9 protein-coding genes are annotated in these 16,674 nt (G+C 63.3%); 5 read left to right on the top strand and 4 right to left on the bottom strand.

Annotation, left to right across the window (positions count from 1 at the left end):
- Nucleotides 1-1,122: an HD-GYP domain-containing protein gene (locus AC54AG_RS25830; protein WP_496632147.1), complete on the bottom strand. Its 1,122-nt coding sequence runs from the start codon at nucleotides 1,120-1,122 to the stop codon at nucleotides 1-3.
- 166 nt (nucleotides 1,123-1,288) lie between these two features.
- A complete protein-coding gene (locus tag AC54AG_RS25825; protein WP_496632145.1) occupies nucleotides 1,289-2,737 on the bottom strand; it encodes a dihydrolipoyl dehydrogenase in 1,449 nt (482 codons plus the stop codon).
- Between the two features lie 128 nt (nucleotides 2,738-2,865).
- Between AC54AG_RS25825 and AC54AG_RS25820 the strand changes: the two genes are divergently transcribed.
- Nucleotides 2,866-3,756: an ArgP/LysG family DNA-binding transcriptional regulator gene (locus AC54AG_RS25820; protein ID WP_496632143.1), complete on the top strand. Its 891-nt coding sequence runs from the start codon at nucleotides 2,866-2,868 to the stop codon at nucleotides 3,754-3,756.
- Here the strand turns inward: AC54AG_RS25820 and AC54AG_RS25815 are convergent, their stop codons facing one another.
- Both AC54AG_RS25815 and hemE read right to left on the bottom strand, forming a co-directional pair.
- Nucleotides 3,757-5,817, bottom strand: a complete 2,061-nt coding sequence (locus AC54AG_RS25815) for a primosomal protein N' (protein WP_496632141.1) — start codon at nucleotides 5,815-5,817, stop codon at nucleotides 3,757-3,759. It abuts the gene before it with no gap.
- Between the two features lie 842 nt (nucleotides 5,818-6,659).
- Complete coding sequence (hemE, locus tag AC54AG_RS25810; protein ID WP_070303749.1) at nucleotides 6,660-7,745, bottom strand: uroporphyrinogen decarboxylase; 1,086 nt, start codon at nucleotides 7,743-7,745, stop codon at nucleotides 6,660-6,662.
- 198 nt (nucleotides 7,746-7,943) lie between these two features.
- On the opposite strand from hemE, the gene AC54AG_RS25805 reads away from it, so the two are divergent.
- The 4 genes from AC54AG_RS25805 to AC54AG_RS25790 all read left to right on the top strand — a co-directional run bounded on the left by AC54AG_RS25805 (nucleotide 7,944) and on the right by AC54AG_RS25790 (nucleotide 16,609).
- Nucleotides 7,944-9,887 (top strand): dipeptidyl-peptidase 5, encoded by a 1,944-nt coding sequence (locus AC54AG_RS25805; protein ID WP_496632138.1) that lies wholly within the window; start codon nucleotides 7,944-7,946, stop codon nucleotides 9,885-9,887.
- A complete protein-coding gene (locus AC54AG_RS25800) occupies nucleotides 9,884-14,053 on the top strand; it encodes a DEAD/DEAH box helicase (protein ID WP_496632136.1) in 4,170 nt (1,389 codons plus the stop codon). Before AC54AG_RS25805 ends, AC54AG_RS25800 begins: the two co-directional genes overlap by 4 nt.
- Nucleotides 14,054-14,122: 69 nt before the next feature.
- A complete protein-coding gene (locus tag AC54AG_RS25795; protein ID WP_070303742.1) occupies nucleotides 14,123-14,611 on the top strand; it encodes a hypothetical protein in 489 nt (162 codons plus the stop codon).
- Nucleotides 14,612-14,752: 141 nt separating this feature from the next.
- Entirely contained in the window at nucleotides 14,753-16,609 is a 1,857-nt protein-coding gene (locus tag AC54AG_RS25790) for a DUF885 domain-containing protein (protein WP_496632288.1), read from the top strand.
- Nucleotides 16,610-16,674: the final 65 nt, after the last annotated feature.

Below are 16,674 nucleotides of genomic sequence, written 5' to 3'. Positions count from 1 at the left end.
TCAAATTCGCGCGCTGCGGCCCCACAACTGATCGGGGCGAAACTGCAAGCCCGCCTGCTCGGCACTGAGCACTTCGCGGATGGCGTGCAAGTCCACGCGCGTATCGCGCCGCAGCGGCACGTCCAGGCGCGCGCCACGCGGGCCGACCAGCGACTGCACGTGCGGCGTGGTGGCGTTCAAGCCCTTGCGCGTGACGACGCCGATTTCCCCATTGAGCAATTTGACGAAGGTGCCGACCGGATAGATGCCCAGCTCGCGCACCAGCAGGGACGCCAGCGGCGCATCGAAGGTGGCCTTGTCGGCCATCAGCATTTCGCGCAGGGCCACGTTCGGCAGCAAAGGCTGGCGGTAGCTGCGCTTCGATACGCGCGCGCAATAGCGGTCGGCCAGCATGATCAGGCGCGCGCCGATGCCGATCGCCTCGCCTTGCGTGCCCAGCGGATAACCGCTGCCATCGATATTTTCATGGTGCTGCAGCACGGCTTGCAGCCAGACGGCATCCGTCACGCCCGCCGCACGCAGCAAGTCGACACCGGCTTGCGGATGGGCGCGCAAATAGGCGCGTTCCTGCGCGTCCAGCGGCCCCGCCTTGTGCTGGAAATGGGCGTGGCGTTCCAGCATGCCCACATTCATGCTCAGCGCGGCCAGCACCACGCTGCGGATCACGCCGTCATCGAGTTTCAGGGGGCGCGCCAGCAAGGCCGTGATGACGGCCGTATCGACGCTGTGGCGCACGGCAAAGTCGCCCGCGCCCTGATTGTGCAGGATGCAGGCCAGCGCCACGTCGGCGTCCAGTGCAACGGCCTCTTCCACCAGCTGCGCCAGCGGCGCGAGGGATAGGTGGCTGCCCGCCTGCCTGGAGGCAATGGCCGGCAAGACGAGGGCCAGGCCGGCCGTGACGAGGTTGAGCATGCGCAGGGCCGACGGCGCTTCCGTGGCCGTGCGCGGCACGTCGGCGCTGGTATCGGCGATGACGCCGCGCGCCAGCAGCAATGCGATCTGGTTCTCGCTGCTGATGACATGGCCCAGCCTGGCCAGCAAGCTGCCCGTTTCGCCGTGCACGTCCCAAGGCAGGGCCACGCCCAAGGCGAGTTCTCCCGCGTAAATGCGCCGAATTTTCACATCGTCTCCGTGTCATCGCCAGCCGCCACCCTTTTTACCATTGCGGCATGGGCGGCATGTGCCAATTGAAATGTTTTTTGCTTTTAATCAATATTTCAATGTGGCAGCGATGATCGCGCAATCATGTGAGCTTGTCTACAAAATTATGTAAATCATAAAGTTGCCTTCAAGGTCCCGGTGTGCAATCGGCGCAGCCGGGCGCATGTTCCGGGTCTTTTTCCAGGTGCAGCGCCAGTTCGCGCAAGGCCGTGCGCACGCCTTCCTCGATGACGGGGTGGTAAAACGGCATGTCGAGCATGGCCGGCACCGTCAGCTGGGCTTGGCATGCCCAGGCCAGCAGATGGCCCAGGTGTTCCGCCCTTGGGCCGATCAGCTCGGCGCCGAGAAAACGCTTGCTGCCGAATTCCGCATACACGCGCAGCAAGCCCTGGTTTTGCAGCATCACGCGGCTGCGGCCCTGGTTGCCGAACGACACGGCGCCGACGGCGAAGCGGCCCGCGTGGCTCACGCACAATTGCTGGTACGTCGCGCCCACGGTGGCGATCTGCGGTTCCGTGAAGGCGATCGTCAACGGCGTGCGGCGCAAGCCCGGTTTGACGTCAGGAAAGCGCGCCGCGTTGTCGCCCGCGATACGGCCCTCGTCGGCCGCTTCGGGCAGCAGCGGTAACTCGTTGTCGGCGTCGCCGGCGATGAAGATGGCGCTCTTGCCGCACTGCATGGTGTGCGGATCGTGCAGGGGAATACCGTGGCGGTCGAGCTCGATTTGCGCCGTTTCCAGGCCGATCTTGTCCACGTTCGGCGCGCGGCCGATGGCGGCCAGCACATACTCGAACTGCTCGCTTTTTTCCACGCCGGCGTCATCGCGACTGGTCAGCACGATACCGCTGCCGTCCGGCGTTTTTGCCATGTGCGCGACCTTGGTCATGAAACGGATATCGAGTTCGCGCGCCAGCACGGCGTCCGCCTCGCGCAGCACCAGCGGGTCCGTCAGCTGCGCGACTTTATTGCCGCGCGCAAACAAGGTCACGCGCACGCCCAGCCGTGCCAGCGCCTGGCCCAGCTCCAGGCCGATGACGCCGCTGCCGACCACGGCCACCGAGCTGGGCAAATCCGTCCATTCGAACACGGCGTCGCTGGTGATGAGGCGCTCGCCCGCCTCCCGCCACTCGGGCGGCACGATGGGCGTGGAGCCGGTGGCGATGACCACGCTGGCGGCCTCGACGATCGTATGCTCATCCACCTGCAGCTTGCCTGGTCCGATGAAGCGTGCATGGCCGCGCAGTTTCTCTTCCTCGGGAATGGCGTTGACGCTGTCGAGCACGAAGCCGACAAAGCGGTCGCGCTCGCTGCGCACCCTGGCCATCACTTGCCGGCCATCGATGCGCACGGGGCCCGGATGCACGCCGAAACCGGGCGCGGCAGCCACGGCATGGGCCGCCTCGGCCGCCGCGATCAGGAGTTTGCTGGGCATGCAGCCCACCCTGGCGCAGGTCGTGCCGTACGGTCCGCTTTCTATCATCAGCACGCGCTTGTCCTGCATGCGCGCCGCCCTGTGCGCCGTCATGCCGGCCGTGCCGCTGCCGATCACGGCCACATCCACTTGTATCGTCTTCATGGTGCTATCCATCCACTGAGGTTGCTCACAGCGTTCGATACTACCCGTTTGCCGAAAATAAGGTTTTACTTTGCAGCAATATATGCATTAGTATAACTAATCATTTTCAAAATTTATAAGCTGAGCTAATGGGATCACTCGATTATCGCGCGCTGGCCGTGCTGGACGCCGTGGCCAGCCATGGCAGTTTCGACAAGGCCGCCCTGGCGCTGGGCATCACCCAGTCGGCCGTCTCGCAGCGGATCAAGGCGCTGGAAGACGCCAGCGGGCGCTTGCTGATCATCCGTGGCCAGCCAGCCGTGCCGACGGGCCTGGGCCAGCGCCTGATCGTGCATCACCGCAATGTCAAGCTGATGGAAGCGTCGCTCGACATCGACTTGGGCAACAGCGTCAGCATGCCGGAAATCGCCATCGCCATCGATGCCGACAGCCTGGCCACGTGGTTCCCCGACACCTTGTCCGCCCTGCTGGCGCCGCCGCGCTGCCAGCTCGACGTGCGCCTGGCTGACAGCGACAGCGCCTTGCAAATGGTGCGCGACGGCTCCGTGTTTGGCTGCGTGGCAGCCGAGTCCGGCACAGCGATCGACGCGGCGGCGGCCACCAGCGTCACGCCGCTGGGCACCTTGCGCTATGTCTGCGTGGCAACACCCGTGTTTGCGGGCCATTGGTTCGGCGATGGTTTTATTGCCGAGGCGGTGCAACTGGCACCGGCCGTCGTAGGCCAGCACAGCTTGCTGGCGCGTTTCCTCGCTGAACAATTAAGCATGCGTGAACCATTCCCCCACCACACCTTGCCGGTGGAAGCGGCGCGCCGCGGCTGCGTCCAGGATGGCCTCGCCTACGGCCTGATGCCGCAGCGCCTGGCCGCGCCAGCGCTGGCGGCGGACCGTCTCGTGGACCTGATGCCGGGCAGCACCCTGGACGTGGCACTGAGCTGGCATGCCTGGACCCTGGACACGCCGTTTACCAAGCTGCTGTCGGAACAGATCGTCAAGTCGGCCCGCAACTACCTGCAGTAATCAAATATCGAGCGGGTCCACTTCCAGCGACCATTTCACGCGCGTTTTCATGGCGCGCAGCTCGGCTAACCATTCCTTCAAGAACGCCTGCAGCGCGGGCCGCGAGGCGGACTCGAGCAGCAGCTGGGCGCGGTCCACGTTGTAGACGCGCGTCATGCTCATGGGAATCGGGTCATTGATGGTCACCTGCGGGTGTTCCATGCACTCTTTCGCCGCCTGCAGGAATTCGATGGCCGTGGCCAGCTCGGGCGCCTCGGCGCGCAGCAGGGCCTGGAACAGATACGGCGGCAGCGCCGCCTGCGCCCGCTCTTCCAGCAAGGTCGTGGCGAAATGGTCGTAATCGTGGTTGACGACGGCGTCGTACAGCGGATGGCGCGCATAGCGCGTCTGGATCAGCACCTCGGACACGCTGCCCCCTTCCGTCTGCGCGGCCCGCCCGGCGCGGCCCGCCACCTGCATCAATTGCGCGAACAGCCGTTCGCTGGCCCGGTAGTCCTGCGAAAACAGGGCCGTGTCCGGATTCAAAATGCCGACCAGGGTCAGCTTTTTGAAATCGTGGCCCTTGGCCACCATCTGCGTGCCGATCAGAATATCGACTTCGCCCCGGTGCACGGTGTCGAACGCTTCCTGCGCGCTGCCCTTCTTGCGCGTGGAATCGGCGTCGATGCGCAAAATCCGCGCCTCCGGAAACAATTGCTGCAAGCCCTCTTCCACCCTTTGCGTGCCGCGTCCCAGCGGCTGCAAGTCGACGTTGCCGCACGTGGGGCAATGGCGGGGAATGCGCAGTTCCAGGCTGCAATGGTGGCAGCGCAAGCGGTGTTCGGGTTTGTGCAGCACCATGAACGAGGTGCAGCGCGTGCAATTGCTGATCCAGCCGCACGATTCGCAGCAGATGACGGGCGAATAGCCGCGCCGGTTCAGGAACAGCAGCGACTGCTCCCCGCGCTCCATGCGCAGTTTCAAGGCGGCTACCAGATGCGAAGTCAGGCCATCTTTCGGCTTGTCGCGCTCCATGTCCAGGATCTTGACGCGTGGCAACACCGCATTCCTGACGGCCCGTTCGCGCAATTCCAGCTTGCGATAGCGCCCCGTCTGTGCGTGGTGCCAGCTTTCCAGCGACGGTGTGGCCGAACCGAGCACGATGGGAATCTGCAATTGCCAGGCGCGCCACACGGCCAGGTCGCGCGCCGAATAGCGCAAGCCTTCCTGCTGCTTGTAGGAAGGATCGTGTTCCTCGTCGATGACGATGAGCTTGAGCTTCGGCAACGACGCCAGGATGGCCAGCCGCGTGCCGAGCACGATGCGCGCCTGGCCCTGGTGGGCGGCCAGCCAGTGCAGCATGCGCTCGCCCTCGGACAGGCTGCTGTGCAAGGTAGCCAGCATGACGCCGGGAAAGCGCGCACGGATATTGCCTTCCAGCTGGGGCGTGAGGTTGATTTCTGGCACCAGAATCAGGATTTGCGCATCGTCCTCGCGCGCCAGCACCTGGGCGCAGGCTTGCAGATACACTTCCGTCTTGCCGCTGCCCGTCACGCCGTACAGCAGGGTGGGCTTGAAACCCTGGGCGCCGCCAATGGCATCCGCCGCCTCCTGCTGCGCCGGGTTGAGCACCGGCATGTTCAGCGGCGTGCCGTCGTGCGCGTCGGCCAGCTTGCCCAGCTTCTTGATGGCGCGGTCGAGCGCCACGGTGGTGAGCACGCGCAAATTTTTCGGCAAACCGGGCAGCGCCACTTCACCGAGCGGGCGCTGGTAGTAATCGGCGGCAAAGGCGGCCAGCGCCAGCCACTGTTCCGACAGCGGCGCCAGCTGGCTGCGCACGGCCAGCACGTCCTTCAATTTCGCGGCGGGCACGTCGGTGCTGTCGGAGACGCCGACGATCAGCCCCATCACTTCGCGCCGGCCGAATGGTACCAGCGCCAGCTGTCCCACTTGCGGCAGCGGCGCCGCAGCGTCCGCACCGGCCTCCGCCACCGCCGCGTTCCAGCGGTAGTCGAACAGGGCGTTCAAGGGCGTGTCGAGCGCGATTTTCAGGATGCACGACGTCAAAATGCACTGCGACATGGGAGGTGGGCCTATCTCAATAAAAAAGCGCGCCGCAGGGTCGGTGGCGCGCGGGAGTCCGGCATCAAGCCAGCGGGCCATGATACTTGTTTCGCCCATCAAACACCTAACGGCAGGCACGACAGCGTGTCATCGTGCCTGAAGAAAATTCTGTGGATAACTTTGTGGACAAAGCAAAATTAACTTTCAGAAAAATGTGGACAGAAAATTTCGATCGCCGTCAAGAGCGGCACGCAAGAAAAATTACCCTTTTAAAATCAATGGCTTAAAAATTGATGCCCGGGAAGCCATAAATCCACAGGGCATTTCCGGCGCTGTGCATAACTGAACCATTTGTAATGTATTTATACAGAAATCAGCACCGTTTTGATACATGCGATCCGCAAAAATACGGGAGGAATGAAGCAAAGTTGACAATTGCCGGGCAAGCGTTCGTTTTTAGCTGACGAGCGGCGAAACATTGTTCAATTATCATGCACTGCAACATGCACTTCAGGTGAAACCTGAACATCGGCGCTAAGTATCGGTTAACAAAATACTTTTCAATTTTATCCACAGAATCTGTTGATAACTTTGTGGACAATGAAGGAATAAGGCAAGCGAACGAAAGAATAACCTTATCAATAGCAACAAAGTCCACCGAACAATAGATTTTTTATATCTTAATAATCAAGCACTTGCAGAGCATCCCCGGGCATGGCTTTTACGGTGCCTCTTATTTCCGCAGCAAAAAAAATTGTGCATAAGTCGGTATTTCTTGCTAGGGCGCAGCAAAGAAAAAGGCAGGCTTCCGCTGGAAAGCCTGCCTTGTCTTGCCCCTGAACCAGGGGGGAAGCGAATACTTACTGGCCGCTGCGCATGGCGCGGCTCATGCTGTGCACGGCTTCCACCATGGCTTCCACGGATTCCGGCGGCGTGAACTGGGAAATACCATGGCCCAGGTTGAACACGTGGCCCGTGCCTGCCGATGGCGCGCCAAACGCGTTGAGCACTTTCGCCACTTCGGCGCGGATCTGCTCGGGGCTGGCAAACAGGATGGCCGGGTCGAGATTGCCCTGCAAGCCCACTTTATGACCGACCAGCTGGCGCGCGCGCGTCAGGTTGACGGTCCAGTCCAGGCCCACGGCATCGGCGCCAATGTCGGCGATCTGCTCGATCCACTGGCCGCCGCCCTTGGTAAACACGATGGCGGGAATCTTGACGCCATCCTTGTCGCGTTTCAGCTGCGCCACCACTTGCTGCATGTAGGCCAGCGAGAATTCCTGGTAGGCGCCGTCGGCCAGCGCACCGCCCCACGAGTCGAAAATCATCACGGCTTGCGCGCCGGCATCGATTTGCGCATTCAGATACTGCGCCACGGAGGTGGCGTTGATCGCCAGGATGTGGTGCATCAGGTCCGGGCGGTTGTACAGCATCTTCTTGATGGTGTGGAACTCTTTCGAGCCGCCGCCTTCCACCATGTAGCACGCCAGGGTCCACGGGCTGCCGGAAAAACCGATCAGCGGCACGCGGCCATTGAGTTCCGTGCGGATTTGCGTGACGGCCTTGAAAACGTAGTCGAGCGACTCCAGGTCCGGCACTTGCAGCGCCTTCACGTCCTGTTCCGTGCGCAGCGGACGCTCGAACTTCGGGCCTTCGCCATCGGCGAAATACAGGCCCAGGCCCATGGCGTCAGGCACCGTCAGGATGTCGGAAAACAGGATGGCCGCGTCGAGCGGGAAGCGCTCCAGGGGCTGCAAGGTTACTTCGGTGGCGTAATCGGGATTCTTTGCCAGGCCCAGGAAAGAGCCGGCCCGCTCGCGCGTGGCGCGGTATTCGGGCAAATAGCGGCCCGCCTGGCGCATCAGCCAGACAGGGGTATGCTCGGTCGGCTGGCGCAGCAGGGCGCGCAGGAAATTGTCGTTCTGGAGCGGAGCAAATTGTGGCATGGCAGGCAATCGAGCTTGGAGAAGCGGTATTATCGCATCCAATCGCCGCCATTTCATTGATTCCGGTGCCGCTTTGCAGCATTTGCCACGCACAGCGATGACTTTCGTTGTGCTTGCCCTTCCATTATGATGATGCACGCCGCCGCGCGCCCTGACCCTGCCTGGCGGCCCTTGATCCCCTCACTACACGGAGCCCGCATGACCTCGACCGCATCCAGCACCCCTTATGGCATCTGGCCATCGCCGATCAGCGCGGCCATCGTCGCCGCCGGCGCCTCGCCGCTGACGCAGCTGGCCCTGGGCGGTGCGGATGGGGCCGACGTGTTCTGGCTGGCCGGGCGCGCCAGCGAAGCGGGCCGCAACACCCTGCTGCGCCAGCGCGGCGCCAAGGTTAATGAACTGACGCCGGCGCCGTTCAATGTGCGCACCCGCGTGCATGAATACGGCGGCGGCGCGTATGCCGTGGCCGGCGATACCGTATATTTCTCGCATTTTGCCGACAATTGCCTGTACCGCGTGGCCGGCGACAGCGCGCCTGAAGCGTTCACCACGGGCGGCAACACGCGCCATGCGGACTTCGTCGTCGATGCGGCCCGTTCCCGCCTGATCGCCGTGCGCGAACAGCATCCGGCGGAAGGCCATGCGCATCCGGAAAACAGCCTGGCGGCCGTCGGTTTCGACGGGCGCGAAACGGTGCTGGCGCGCGGTCACGATTTCTATGCGGCGCCGCGTTTGTCGCCGGACGGCAGCCAGCTGGCCTGGATCAGCTGGGACCACCCGCGCCTGCCGTGGCAAGGCACGGAACTGTGGCTGGCCGACGTGCAGGCGGACGGCAGCCTCGGTTCGCCGCGCCTGATCGCCGGCGGCGCGCGCGAGTCGATTTGCCAGCCGGAATGGTCGCCGAACGGCTTGCTGCACTTCGTTTCCGACAGCAGCGGCTGGTGGAATCTGTACCGCCTGCATGGCGCCGACATCGAGGCGCTGTGCCCGATGGAAGCGGAATTTGCCACGCCGCACTGGACTTTCGGCGGCAGCATGTACGGTTTTCTTTCCGACGACGAGATCGTCTGCACATATATCCAGGCCGGCGTCAGCTACCTGGCGCAATTGAACGTGGCGGCGGCCAAGCTCGAGCCGATACCGCATCCGTACCAGGAAATCCGCGAACTGCGCGTGGGCCCCGGCTTCGTCGCGCTGCTGGGCGGCAGCCCCACCATCGCGCTAGAACTGGCGCGCATCGATTTGTCCAACCATGAGCTGGAAGTACTGGCGCAGTCGATCGCACAATTGCCCGCGCTCGAGTATTTGTCCGTGCCGCGCAGCTTGAGTTTCCCAAGCAGCAATGGCCGCACGGCCTACGCCTTCTTTTATGCGCCCACCAATGGCGACGTGCAGGCGCCGGCGGGTACTCTGCCGCCCGTCATCGTCATCAGCCATGGCGGCCCCACCAGCATGGCCAGCAATACCTTGAAACTGGCGACGCAATACTGGACCAGCCGCGGCATCGGCGTGCTCGACGTCAACTATGGCGGCAGCAGCGGCTTCGGCCGCGAATACCGCGACGCGCTGCGCGGGCAATGGGGCATCGTCGACGTGGAAGACTGCATCGCCGGCGCGCGCTACCTGGCCGCCAACGGCCTGGCCGATCCGGAACGCCTGATCATCCGCGGCGGCAGCGCGGGCGGCCTGACGACCCTGTGCGCATTGACGTTCCACGACGTCTTCAAGGCGGGCGCCAGCTACTATGGCGTGTCCGACCTGAAGGGCCTGGACGACGATTCGCACAAGTTCGAATCGCGCTACACCGATTACCTGATCGCTTCGCAGCCGCAAGCCGAGGCGCTGTACCTTGAGCGCTCGCCCATCCACCACACGGATAAACTGTCGCGCCCGATGATCTTCTTCCAGGGCCTCGACGACAAGGTCGTGCCGCCGCAGCAGTCGCAGCTGATGGTCGACGCGCTGCAGGCGCGCGGCGTGCCGGTGGCCTACGTGCCGCTGGAAGGCGAGGGCCACGGCTTCCGCAAGGCGGAAAACATCGTGCGCACCCTGGACGCGGAACTGTATTTCTACCAGCGCGTGTTCGGCCTGCCAGTGGCGGCCGGCGAACCGCCCGTCCACATCGCCAATTTGCCCGCATGACAGACCAGCTCTTGCTTGACGAATTTGCCGCACTGGAGCAGCACGAACAGATGATCCTGGCCCTGCTGGCCATCGCGGGCGAACCGGTGGGCAAGCATGCCGTGTATGAACACTTACAGCGCGCCAATGTCGTCGAGCCGGACGGCACGCCGTTCGCCCTGCTCACCGTCACGAACATGCTGCAGCATTTGACGCGGCACGCGCTGGCATCCGAAGTGGTGGGACGGGGCTTTGCCTGCGAAGCGAAATTGCGCTGGCCCGCCATGCGCGCCGCCATCGAGCACCTGGTGTTTCGCGACCTGTGCCAGGCCATCGAGCTGATCAACCCCGTGCGCCGCAACTGGGATGGCTATGTGGAATTGCGCAGCTACCGGCAAGGCGTGGCGCGCTTGCGCATCGCCCTGCTGCGCAACGACGAGGTGCGCCACGTGGCCGCCATCCTGGCCGCCTGCATGGCCTGCTATGAAGCGCAGCAGCTGCATCCGCTGATTGAGATTTTCGGCCGGCCGTTCGAACCGGAAATGCTGTCTTTCGTCATGCCGCAACTGCAGGATGACATACTCGCCGTGCTGCTGGGCAACGCCCCGCGCGAGCCGGCCACGGCGCACGCCATCCGCACGTATGCGCGCGCCCACCATGCGCGCCAGGCGGCCGCCGGCGACCATATCGGCGCCGCCCTGCCGCTGGCCCTGGCAGAAGACGCCCTGCTGTGCGGCGAACTCGACGCGGCCGCCCGTTACCTGGCGGGCCAGCAGGGGCCGCAGGCGCTGTTTGTCGACAGCAGCATCGCCCTGTTGCGCGGCGAACATGCGCACGCCGTGGCCGGCTTTGAAACGGCCTTGAAAGGGCTGCGCAAGGAGGCGGGCAAGCGCAAGCTGTGCTTCACGGGCATCGGCGGCCATTTGTACGTGCTGGCGCTATTGCGCGGCAACGATGCCAAGCTGCTGAAAAACGCGGAAACCTATCTCGATATCGCGCTGCACGCGCAGCCGAACCACGACAGCATCGTCTACCAGCAACTGAGCACCTTGCGCCTCGTGCGCGCCGGCGTGCAGCAGGCGGAAAGCATTTCCACGCGCAGTTGGGAAACGGGACTGCAGGCGCAGCTGTTCCAGGCCTTGCTGTACTACTGGCTGGCGCTACCGCAACTGGCCGAACGCAAGGACCAGCTGCGAGCCCTAGTGCAGCAAGCGGACGCCGCCGGCTACGATTTGATCGCCGCGCAGGCGGCCAGCTTGCTGGGCTTGATGGGCGAGCCGCAGCAGGAGCGCTATGCCACGGGCAAGCGGGCGCAACACGGCCTGACGGACATGGCGCCGTGGTTCGAACGCCAGGAAGCGTGGCAGCGCCAGCTGAGCGCCCTGATCAACCTGCAGCAGAACGCGCCCGCCGAAGCGCTGGGCGGCGTGTCGCGGCTCGTATGGCTGGTGGCGTTCGATCCGCGCTTTGGTCTCACTGCAGTGGAAGTGCGCGAGCAGAAACGCGACGCACGCGGCGGCTGGAGCAAGGGCCGCGCCATGGGCCTGAAACGCCTGGCCGAGGAAGCGGGCGACATCGATTTCCTCACGCCGCAGGACGCCCGCGCGGCCGGCAGCATCGCGCCGTTCAAACAATACTATTCATCGGCGCCGCGCTATGAAGTCGAGCTCGACAAAGCCGCCATCCTGCTCGTCGGCCACCCGCTCGTCTTCTGGCTCGACAATCCCGACACGAGAGTGGAACTGATCGCCGGCGCGCCGGAGCTCCTGATCAAGTCGCACGAGGGGCAGCTGTGGCTGGGCATGCAGCCGCCCCTGCCCGACAGCGGCAGCAATGTCGTGGTGCAGCGCGAGACGCCGACGCGCTTGCGCGTCGTGCACATCCTCGACGAACACCGGCGCATCGGCGCCATCGTGGGCCTGGGCCTGTCCGTGCCCCTGCATGCGGAAAAACAGGTGATGCAGGCGATCGGCGCCATCTCGTCCATGGTCACCGTGCAATCGGACATCGGCGGCGGCGCCGGCGACGCGGAAGCGATCACGGCCGACCACCGCCTGCACGTGCATTTGCTGCCCTACCAGCAGGGCCTGAAAATGCAGATTTTAGTCCGCCCACTGCTCGACAACGGCGCCTATTACGCGCCGGGCAGCGGCGCCGAAAGCGTGTTTGCCGATGTGGCAGGCCGTGCCGTGCAAGCGCGGCGCGACCTGAACGCGGAACGCGAAGCGCAGCGCCAGCTGATCGGTAAGTGCCTGGTGCTGGAAGAGGCGGAAGAAGAGCATGGCGAGTGGCTGCTGGGCCAGCCAGCGCTGGGCCTGCAACTGCTGGTGGAACTGCAAGCGCTCGACCCCGCTGGCATCGTGCTGGCCTGGCCCGAGGGCGAAACCATGCGCGTGTCGAAACGCATCGACAGCGGCCAGATGCGCCTGAATATCAAGAGTGAAAAAGATTGGTTTGCCGCCAGCGGCGAGGTGCAGATCGATGAAGACAAGGTGATGGATTTGCGCGCCCTGCTCGACTTGATGCAGAACAATAAAAGCCGCTTCGTGGCCTTGGGCGACAACCAGTTCCTGGCCCTCAGCGACGAGCTGCACCGGCGACTGTCGGAACTGGCCGCGTATGGTGAGGCGCATGCCGATGGCGTGCACATCCACCCGCTGGCCGCGTTTGCGCTGGAAGAGCTGGTCAACGATGCGGGCGGCGTGAACGCCGACAAATTGTGGCGCGAACACTTGCTGCGCCTGCGCGCGCTCGACGACTATCAACCGCAGCTGCCCAGCACCTTGCAGGCGGACTTGCGCGACTATCAGCTGGCCGGCTACGAATGGCTGGCGCGCCTGGCGCACTGGGGCGTGGGCGCCTGCCTGGCCGACGACATGGGCCTCGGCAAGACGTTACAGGCGCTGGCCCTGATCCTGGCGCGCGCGCCGAACGGCCCCACCCTCGTCGTCGCCCCCACGTCCGTCTGCATGAACTGGATCAGCGAAGCGCAGCGCTTCGCGCCCACCTTGAACATCAAACTGTTCGGCAGCGGCGACCGCGCCGACATGCTCGATACATTGCAGCCGTTCGACGTGGTGGTGGCCAGCTATGGCTTGCTGCAGCAGGAAGCGGCCATGTTTGCCGGCGTGCACTGGCATACGATCGTGCTCGACGAAGCGCAGGCGATCAAGAATGGCGCGACCAAGCGCTCGCAAGCCGTGATGGCCCTGCAAGGCGATTTCCGCATGGTGGCCAGCGGCACGCCGCTGGAAAACCATTTGGGCGAATTATGGAACCTGTTCCGCTTCATCAACCCCGGCTTGCTGGGCACCCTCGACCAGTTCAATTTGCGCTTCGCCGGGCCCATCGAGAAGGATCAGGACAAGCGGGCGGCGGCCGGCGCGCGCTTGCGGCTGCGCCGCCTGATCGCGCCGTTCATCCTGCGCCGGACAAAAACGCAAGTGCTGTCGGAATTGCCGTCGCGCACGGAAATCGTGCTGGAAGTGGAATTGTCGCCGCAGGAAACGGCGCTGTACGAATCGTTGCGCCGCGAAGCGCTGGAAAAGCTGGCCATGGTGGAAGGGCCGGCGTCCAAGAAAGCCATCCAGATCCTGGCCGAGATCATGAAGCTGCGCCGCGCCTGCTGCAATCCGCAACTGGTGGCGCCCGAGCTGGGCCTGGCCAGCAGCAAGCTGGCGGCGTTCGCGCAACTGCTGTCGGGCTTGCTGGAAAACCGCCACAAGGTACTCGTCTTCAGCCAGTTTGTCGACCATCTGACCCTGATCCGCCAGCATCTGGAACAGCATGGCGTGCGCTACCAGTATCTCGACGGCAGTACGCCGATGCAGGAGCGCAAGCGCCGCGTCGACGCCTTCCAGGCGGGCGACGGCGATGTTTTCCTCATCAGTCTGAAGGCGGGCGGCATGGGCATCAATTTGACGGCCGCCGATTACGTGATCCACATGGATCCGTGGTGGAATCCGGCCGTGGAAGACCAGGCCTCGGACCGCGCTCACCGCATGGGGCAATTGCGCCCCGTCACCATCTACCGCCTGGTGGCGAAACATACGATCGAGGAAGGCATCGTCGAATTGCACCAGCACAAGCGCGACCTGGCCGACAGTCTGTTGGAAGGCAGCGATGCGGCCGCGCGCATGTCGGCCAATGACATGCTGGGCATGCTGCAGGAAGGGTTGAAGCGATGAGCTTGAAAAAATGAACGGCGCCGCCGCGTTCCATGCGATGATCCATTTTTCCTGTTGCTCTCCCACGCCATGACCGACTATATCGCCACCAGCGCCGGCCAGCGCGCCACCTTTTTGTGCGGCAAATCCTGGACCGCCTACGTCAGCACCTTCCTCATTGCCGTGCTGCTGTTTTTTGCCGCCCTGCCGCTGGCCTTCAAGTACAACACGCGCGCCGCCTTCATCGTGCTGGTCGGTTCGGCCCTGATCGTCGGCTACCGCCTGCTGACGATACGCAGCTATCAGCTGTACTACGATGAGGCGGGCGTGTGGCTGGCGTCCGGTATCTTGCCGTGGAAAAAGAAACTGACGGGCGTCAAATGGCGCGACATGGATGAAGCCGTCTATGAAACGAACTTCTGGAGCTGGCTGTTCCAGTCCTACACGGTGCGCGTCAGCCAGCGCTACACGCAGGAAACAGAAATCCACGCCACCGGCATGGCGCGCGGCAAGGATGCTGTGGCGGCCATCAATGCGCGCCACCAGGAGCTGCTGCACGGCAGCGCCATCGTCGTCTAGCGCCGCAGGGGCAATTAGTGCTAATCTTTGGGCCGCCCAGACAAGCAAGGCCAACCTTTCAATAGTTGTTTGTTACTTATATTATCAGTTTATTATTTTCTGATGAGGGCAAACGACAAAATATTCAAGAGATAAACTATGCTGATAAAAAATAAAGTTGCGCTCGCCGCATTGATGATGGCTTTTACCCTGACACCGGCCAGCGCCGCGAAAAAGCCGCAGAAAAACGGCAAGGCCAGCACCAGCAGCAAGAAGAAAACCGTCGCCAAGAAAGCAGCCGTCGTCACGGCGGCAACGGCAGCCACGGTCGCGGCCGTCGCCAGCGAGAACAGCAGCGACCGCTCCATGAATAACCTGAGCGGCCAGTTCCTCACGGCCCTGTGGCGCCTGGACCCGGAAAGCGCGATTTCCGTCGGCAAGTACGATGGCGCCGCCAACCTGAGCATTCCCGACGCGGCCAGCCGCCAGAAGCAACTGGCCTTCATCGAAGAATGGCTGGGCAAGTTCGGCAAGCTCAATGCCGGCAAAATGTCGGACAAGCAACGTACCGACCTGGCCTTGCTGACGAATAAACTGCAATCGGACCGCTGGTATCTGACCACCTTCCGCGAATTCGAATGGAATCCCGCCCAGTACAACGTGGCCGGTTCCATCGACTTCATCCTGAACACGGAATATGCGGCCCAGCCGCAGCGCCTGCGCACCTTGCTCAAGCGCATAGCCACCGTGCCGCAATACTATGCGGCCGCGCGCGCCAGCATCGTCAACCCCACGCGCGAACACACGCAGCTGGCCATCGCACAGAGCGCAGGGGTGATCAGCGTGCTTGACGACTTGAACAAGACGGCACAGGGTTCCATCCTGACGCCGGCGGAAAAGCAGCTGTACAACGCGCGCATCGCCGCGGCCCGCACGGCCGTGCAAGGCTATGCGGCCTGGCTGACGGAACAGGATGCGGCGCTGGCGCAGAACGGCAATGCGCGCTCCTTCCGTATCGGCAAAGATTTGTATGAGCAGAAATTTGCCTACGATATCCAGGCCAGCGTGAGCGCCGAGCAGATGTACCAGAAAGCCCTGGCCGCGCGCGAAAAGCTGCTCGAACACATGGATAGCCTGTCCGATGAGCTGTGGGTGAAAACCATGGGCAACACGGCCAAGCCGGCGGACCGCACGGCGAAGATCGGCATGGTGATCGACAAGCTGTCGAGCAACCACGTGGCGGCCGCCGATTTCGTGCCGGAAATCCGCCGTCAGATTCCCGAGCTGCAGGAATGGGTGACCAGTCACAACCTGCTGACGATGGACCCGAAAAAGCCCCTCGTCGTGCGTGAAACGCCCGCTTACCAGCGCGGCGTGGCCGGCGCCAGTATCGAGGCGCCCGGCCCGTACCGTCCGCAAGACCGCACCTATTACAACGTGACGCCGCTCGATGGCGAAACGCCGGAACAGGCGGAAAGCAGCTTGCGCGAATACAACCACTGGATCTTGCAGATCCTGAACATCCACGAAGCCATCCCCGGCCACTACACGCAGCTCGTGTATGCCAACAAATCGCCGTCCCTGGTCAAGTCCATCTTCGGCAACGGCGCCATGATCGAAGGCTGGGCCGTGTATGGCGAGCGCATGATGCTCGAATCGGGTTATGGCAACAACGCGCCGGAAATGTGGCTGATGTATTCGAAGTGGAACTTGCGCAGCGTCACCAACACCATCCTCGACTACAGCGTGCACGTGCTGGGCATGACGGAAGCGCAAGCGCTCGACCTGCTGACGCGCCAGGCCTTCCAGACCCAGCGTGAAGCCAAGGAAAAATGGCGCCGTGTGCAGCTGAGCTCGGTGCAATTGACCAGCTATTTCAGCGGCTACAGCGAAATCATGGATTTGCGCGAACAGCGCAAGCAAGCGCTGGGCAGCAAGTTCGTGCTGAAGGATTTCCACGAGCAATTCCTCAGCTACGGCAGCGCGCCCGTGAAAGTCATCAAGGAACTGATGAATTAACTCGTACGCATCCTCTCCTTGCAAAGGGCGCTGCGGCGCCCTTTTTGCATGCGTTTGCGCCACCG

This window comes from Janthinobacterium sp. BCJ23 (assembly GCF_059617945.1).
This window is presented reverse-complemented; position numbering and strand designations above follow the sequence as displayed.

Coding starts and splice junctions, on each gene's coding strand:
- AC54AG_RS25825 (WP_496632145.1), bottom strand. CDS start 2,737: ATGAAGACGATACAAGTGGATGTGGCCGTGATCGGCAGCGGCACGGCC.
- AC54AG_RS25820 (WP_496632143.1), top strand. CDS start 2,866: ATGGGATCACTCGATTATCGCGCGCTGGCCGTGCTGGACGCCGTGGCC.
- AC54AG_RS25815 (WP_496632141.1), bottom strand. CDS start 5,817: ATGTCGCAGTGCATTTTGACGTCGTGCATCCTGAAAATCGCGCTCGAC.
- hemE (WP_070303749.1), bottom strand. CDS start 7,745: ATGCCACAATTTGCTCCGCTCCAGAACGACAATTTCCTGCGCGCCCTG.
- AC54AG_RS25805 (WP_496632138.1), top strand. CDS start 7,944: ATGACCTCGACCGCATCCAGCACCCCTTATGGCATCTGGCCATCGCCG.
- AC54AG_RS25800 (WP_496632136.1), top strand. CDS start 9,884: ATGACAGACCAGCTCTTGCTTGACGAATTTGCCGCACTGGAGCAGCAC.
- AC54AG_RS25795 (WP_070303742.1), top strand. CDS start 14,123: ATGACCGACTATATCGCCACCAGCGCCGGCCAGCGCGCCACCTTTTTG.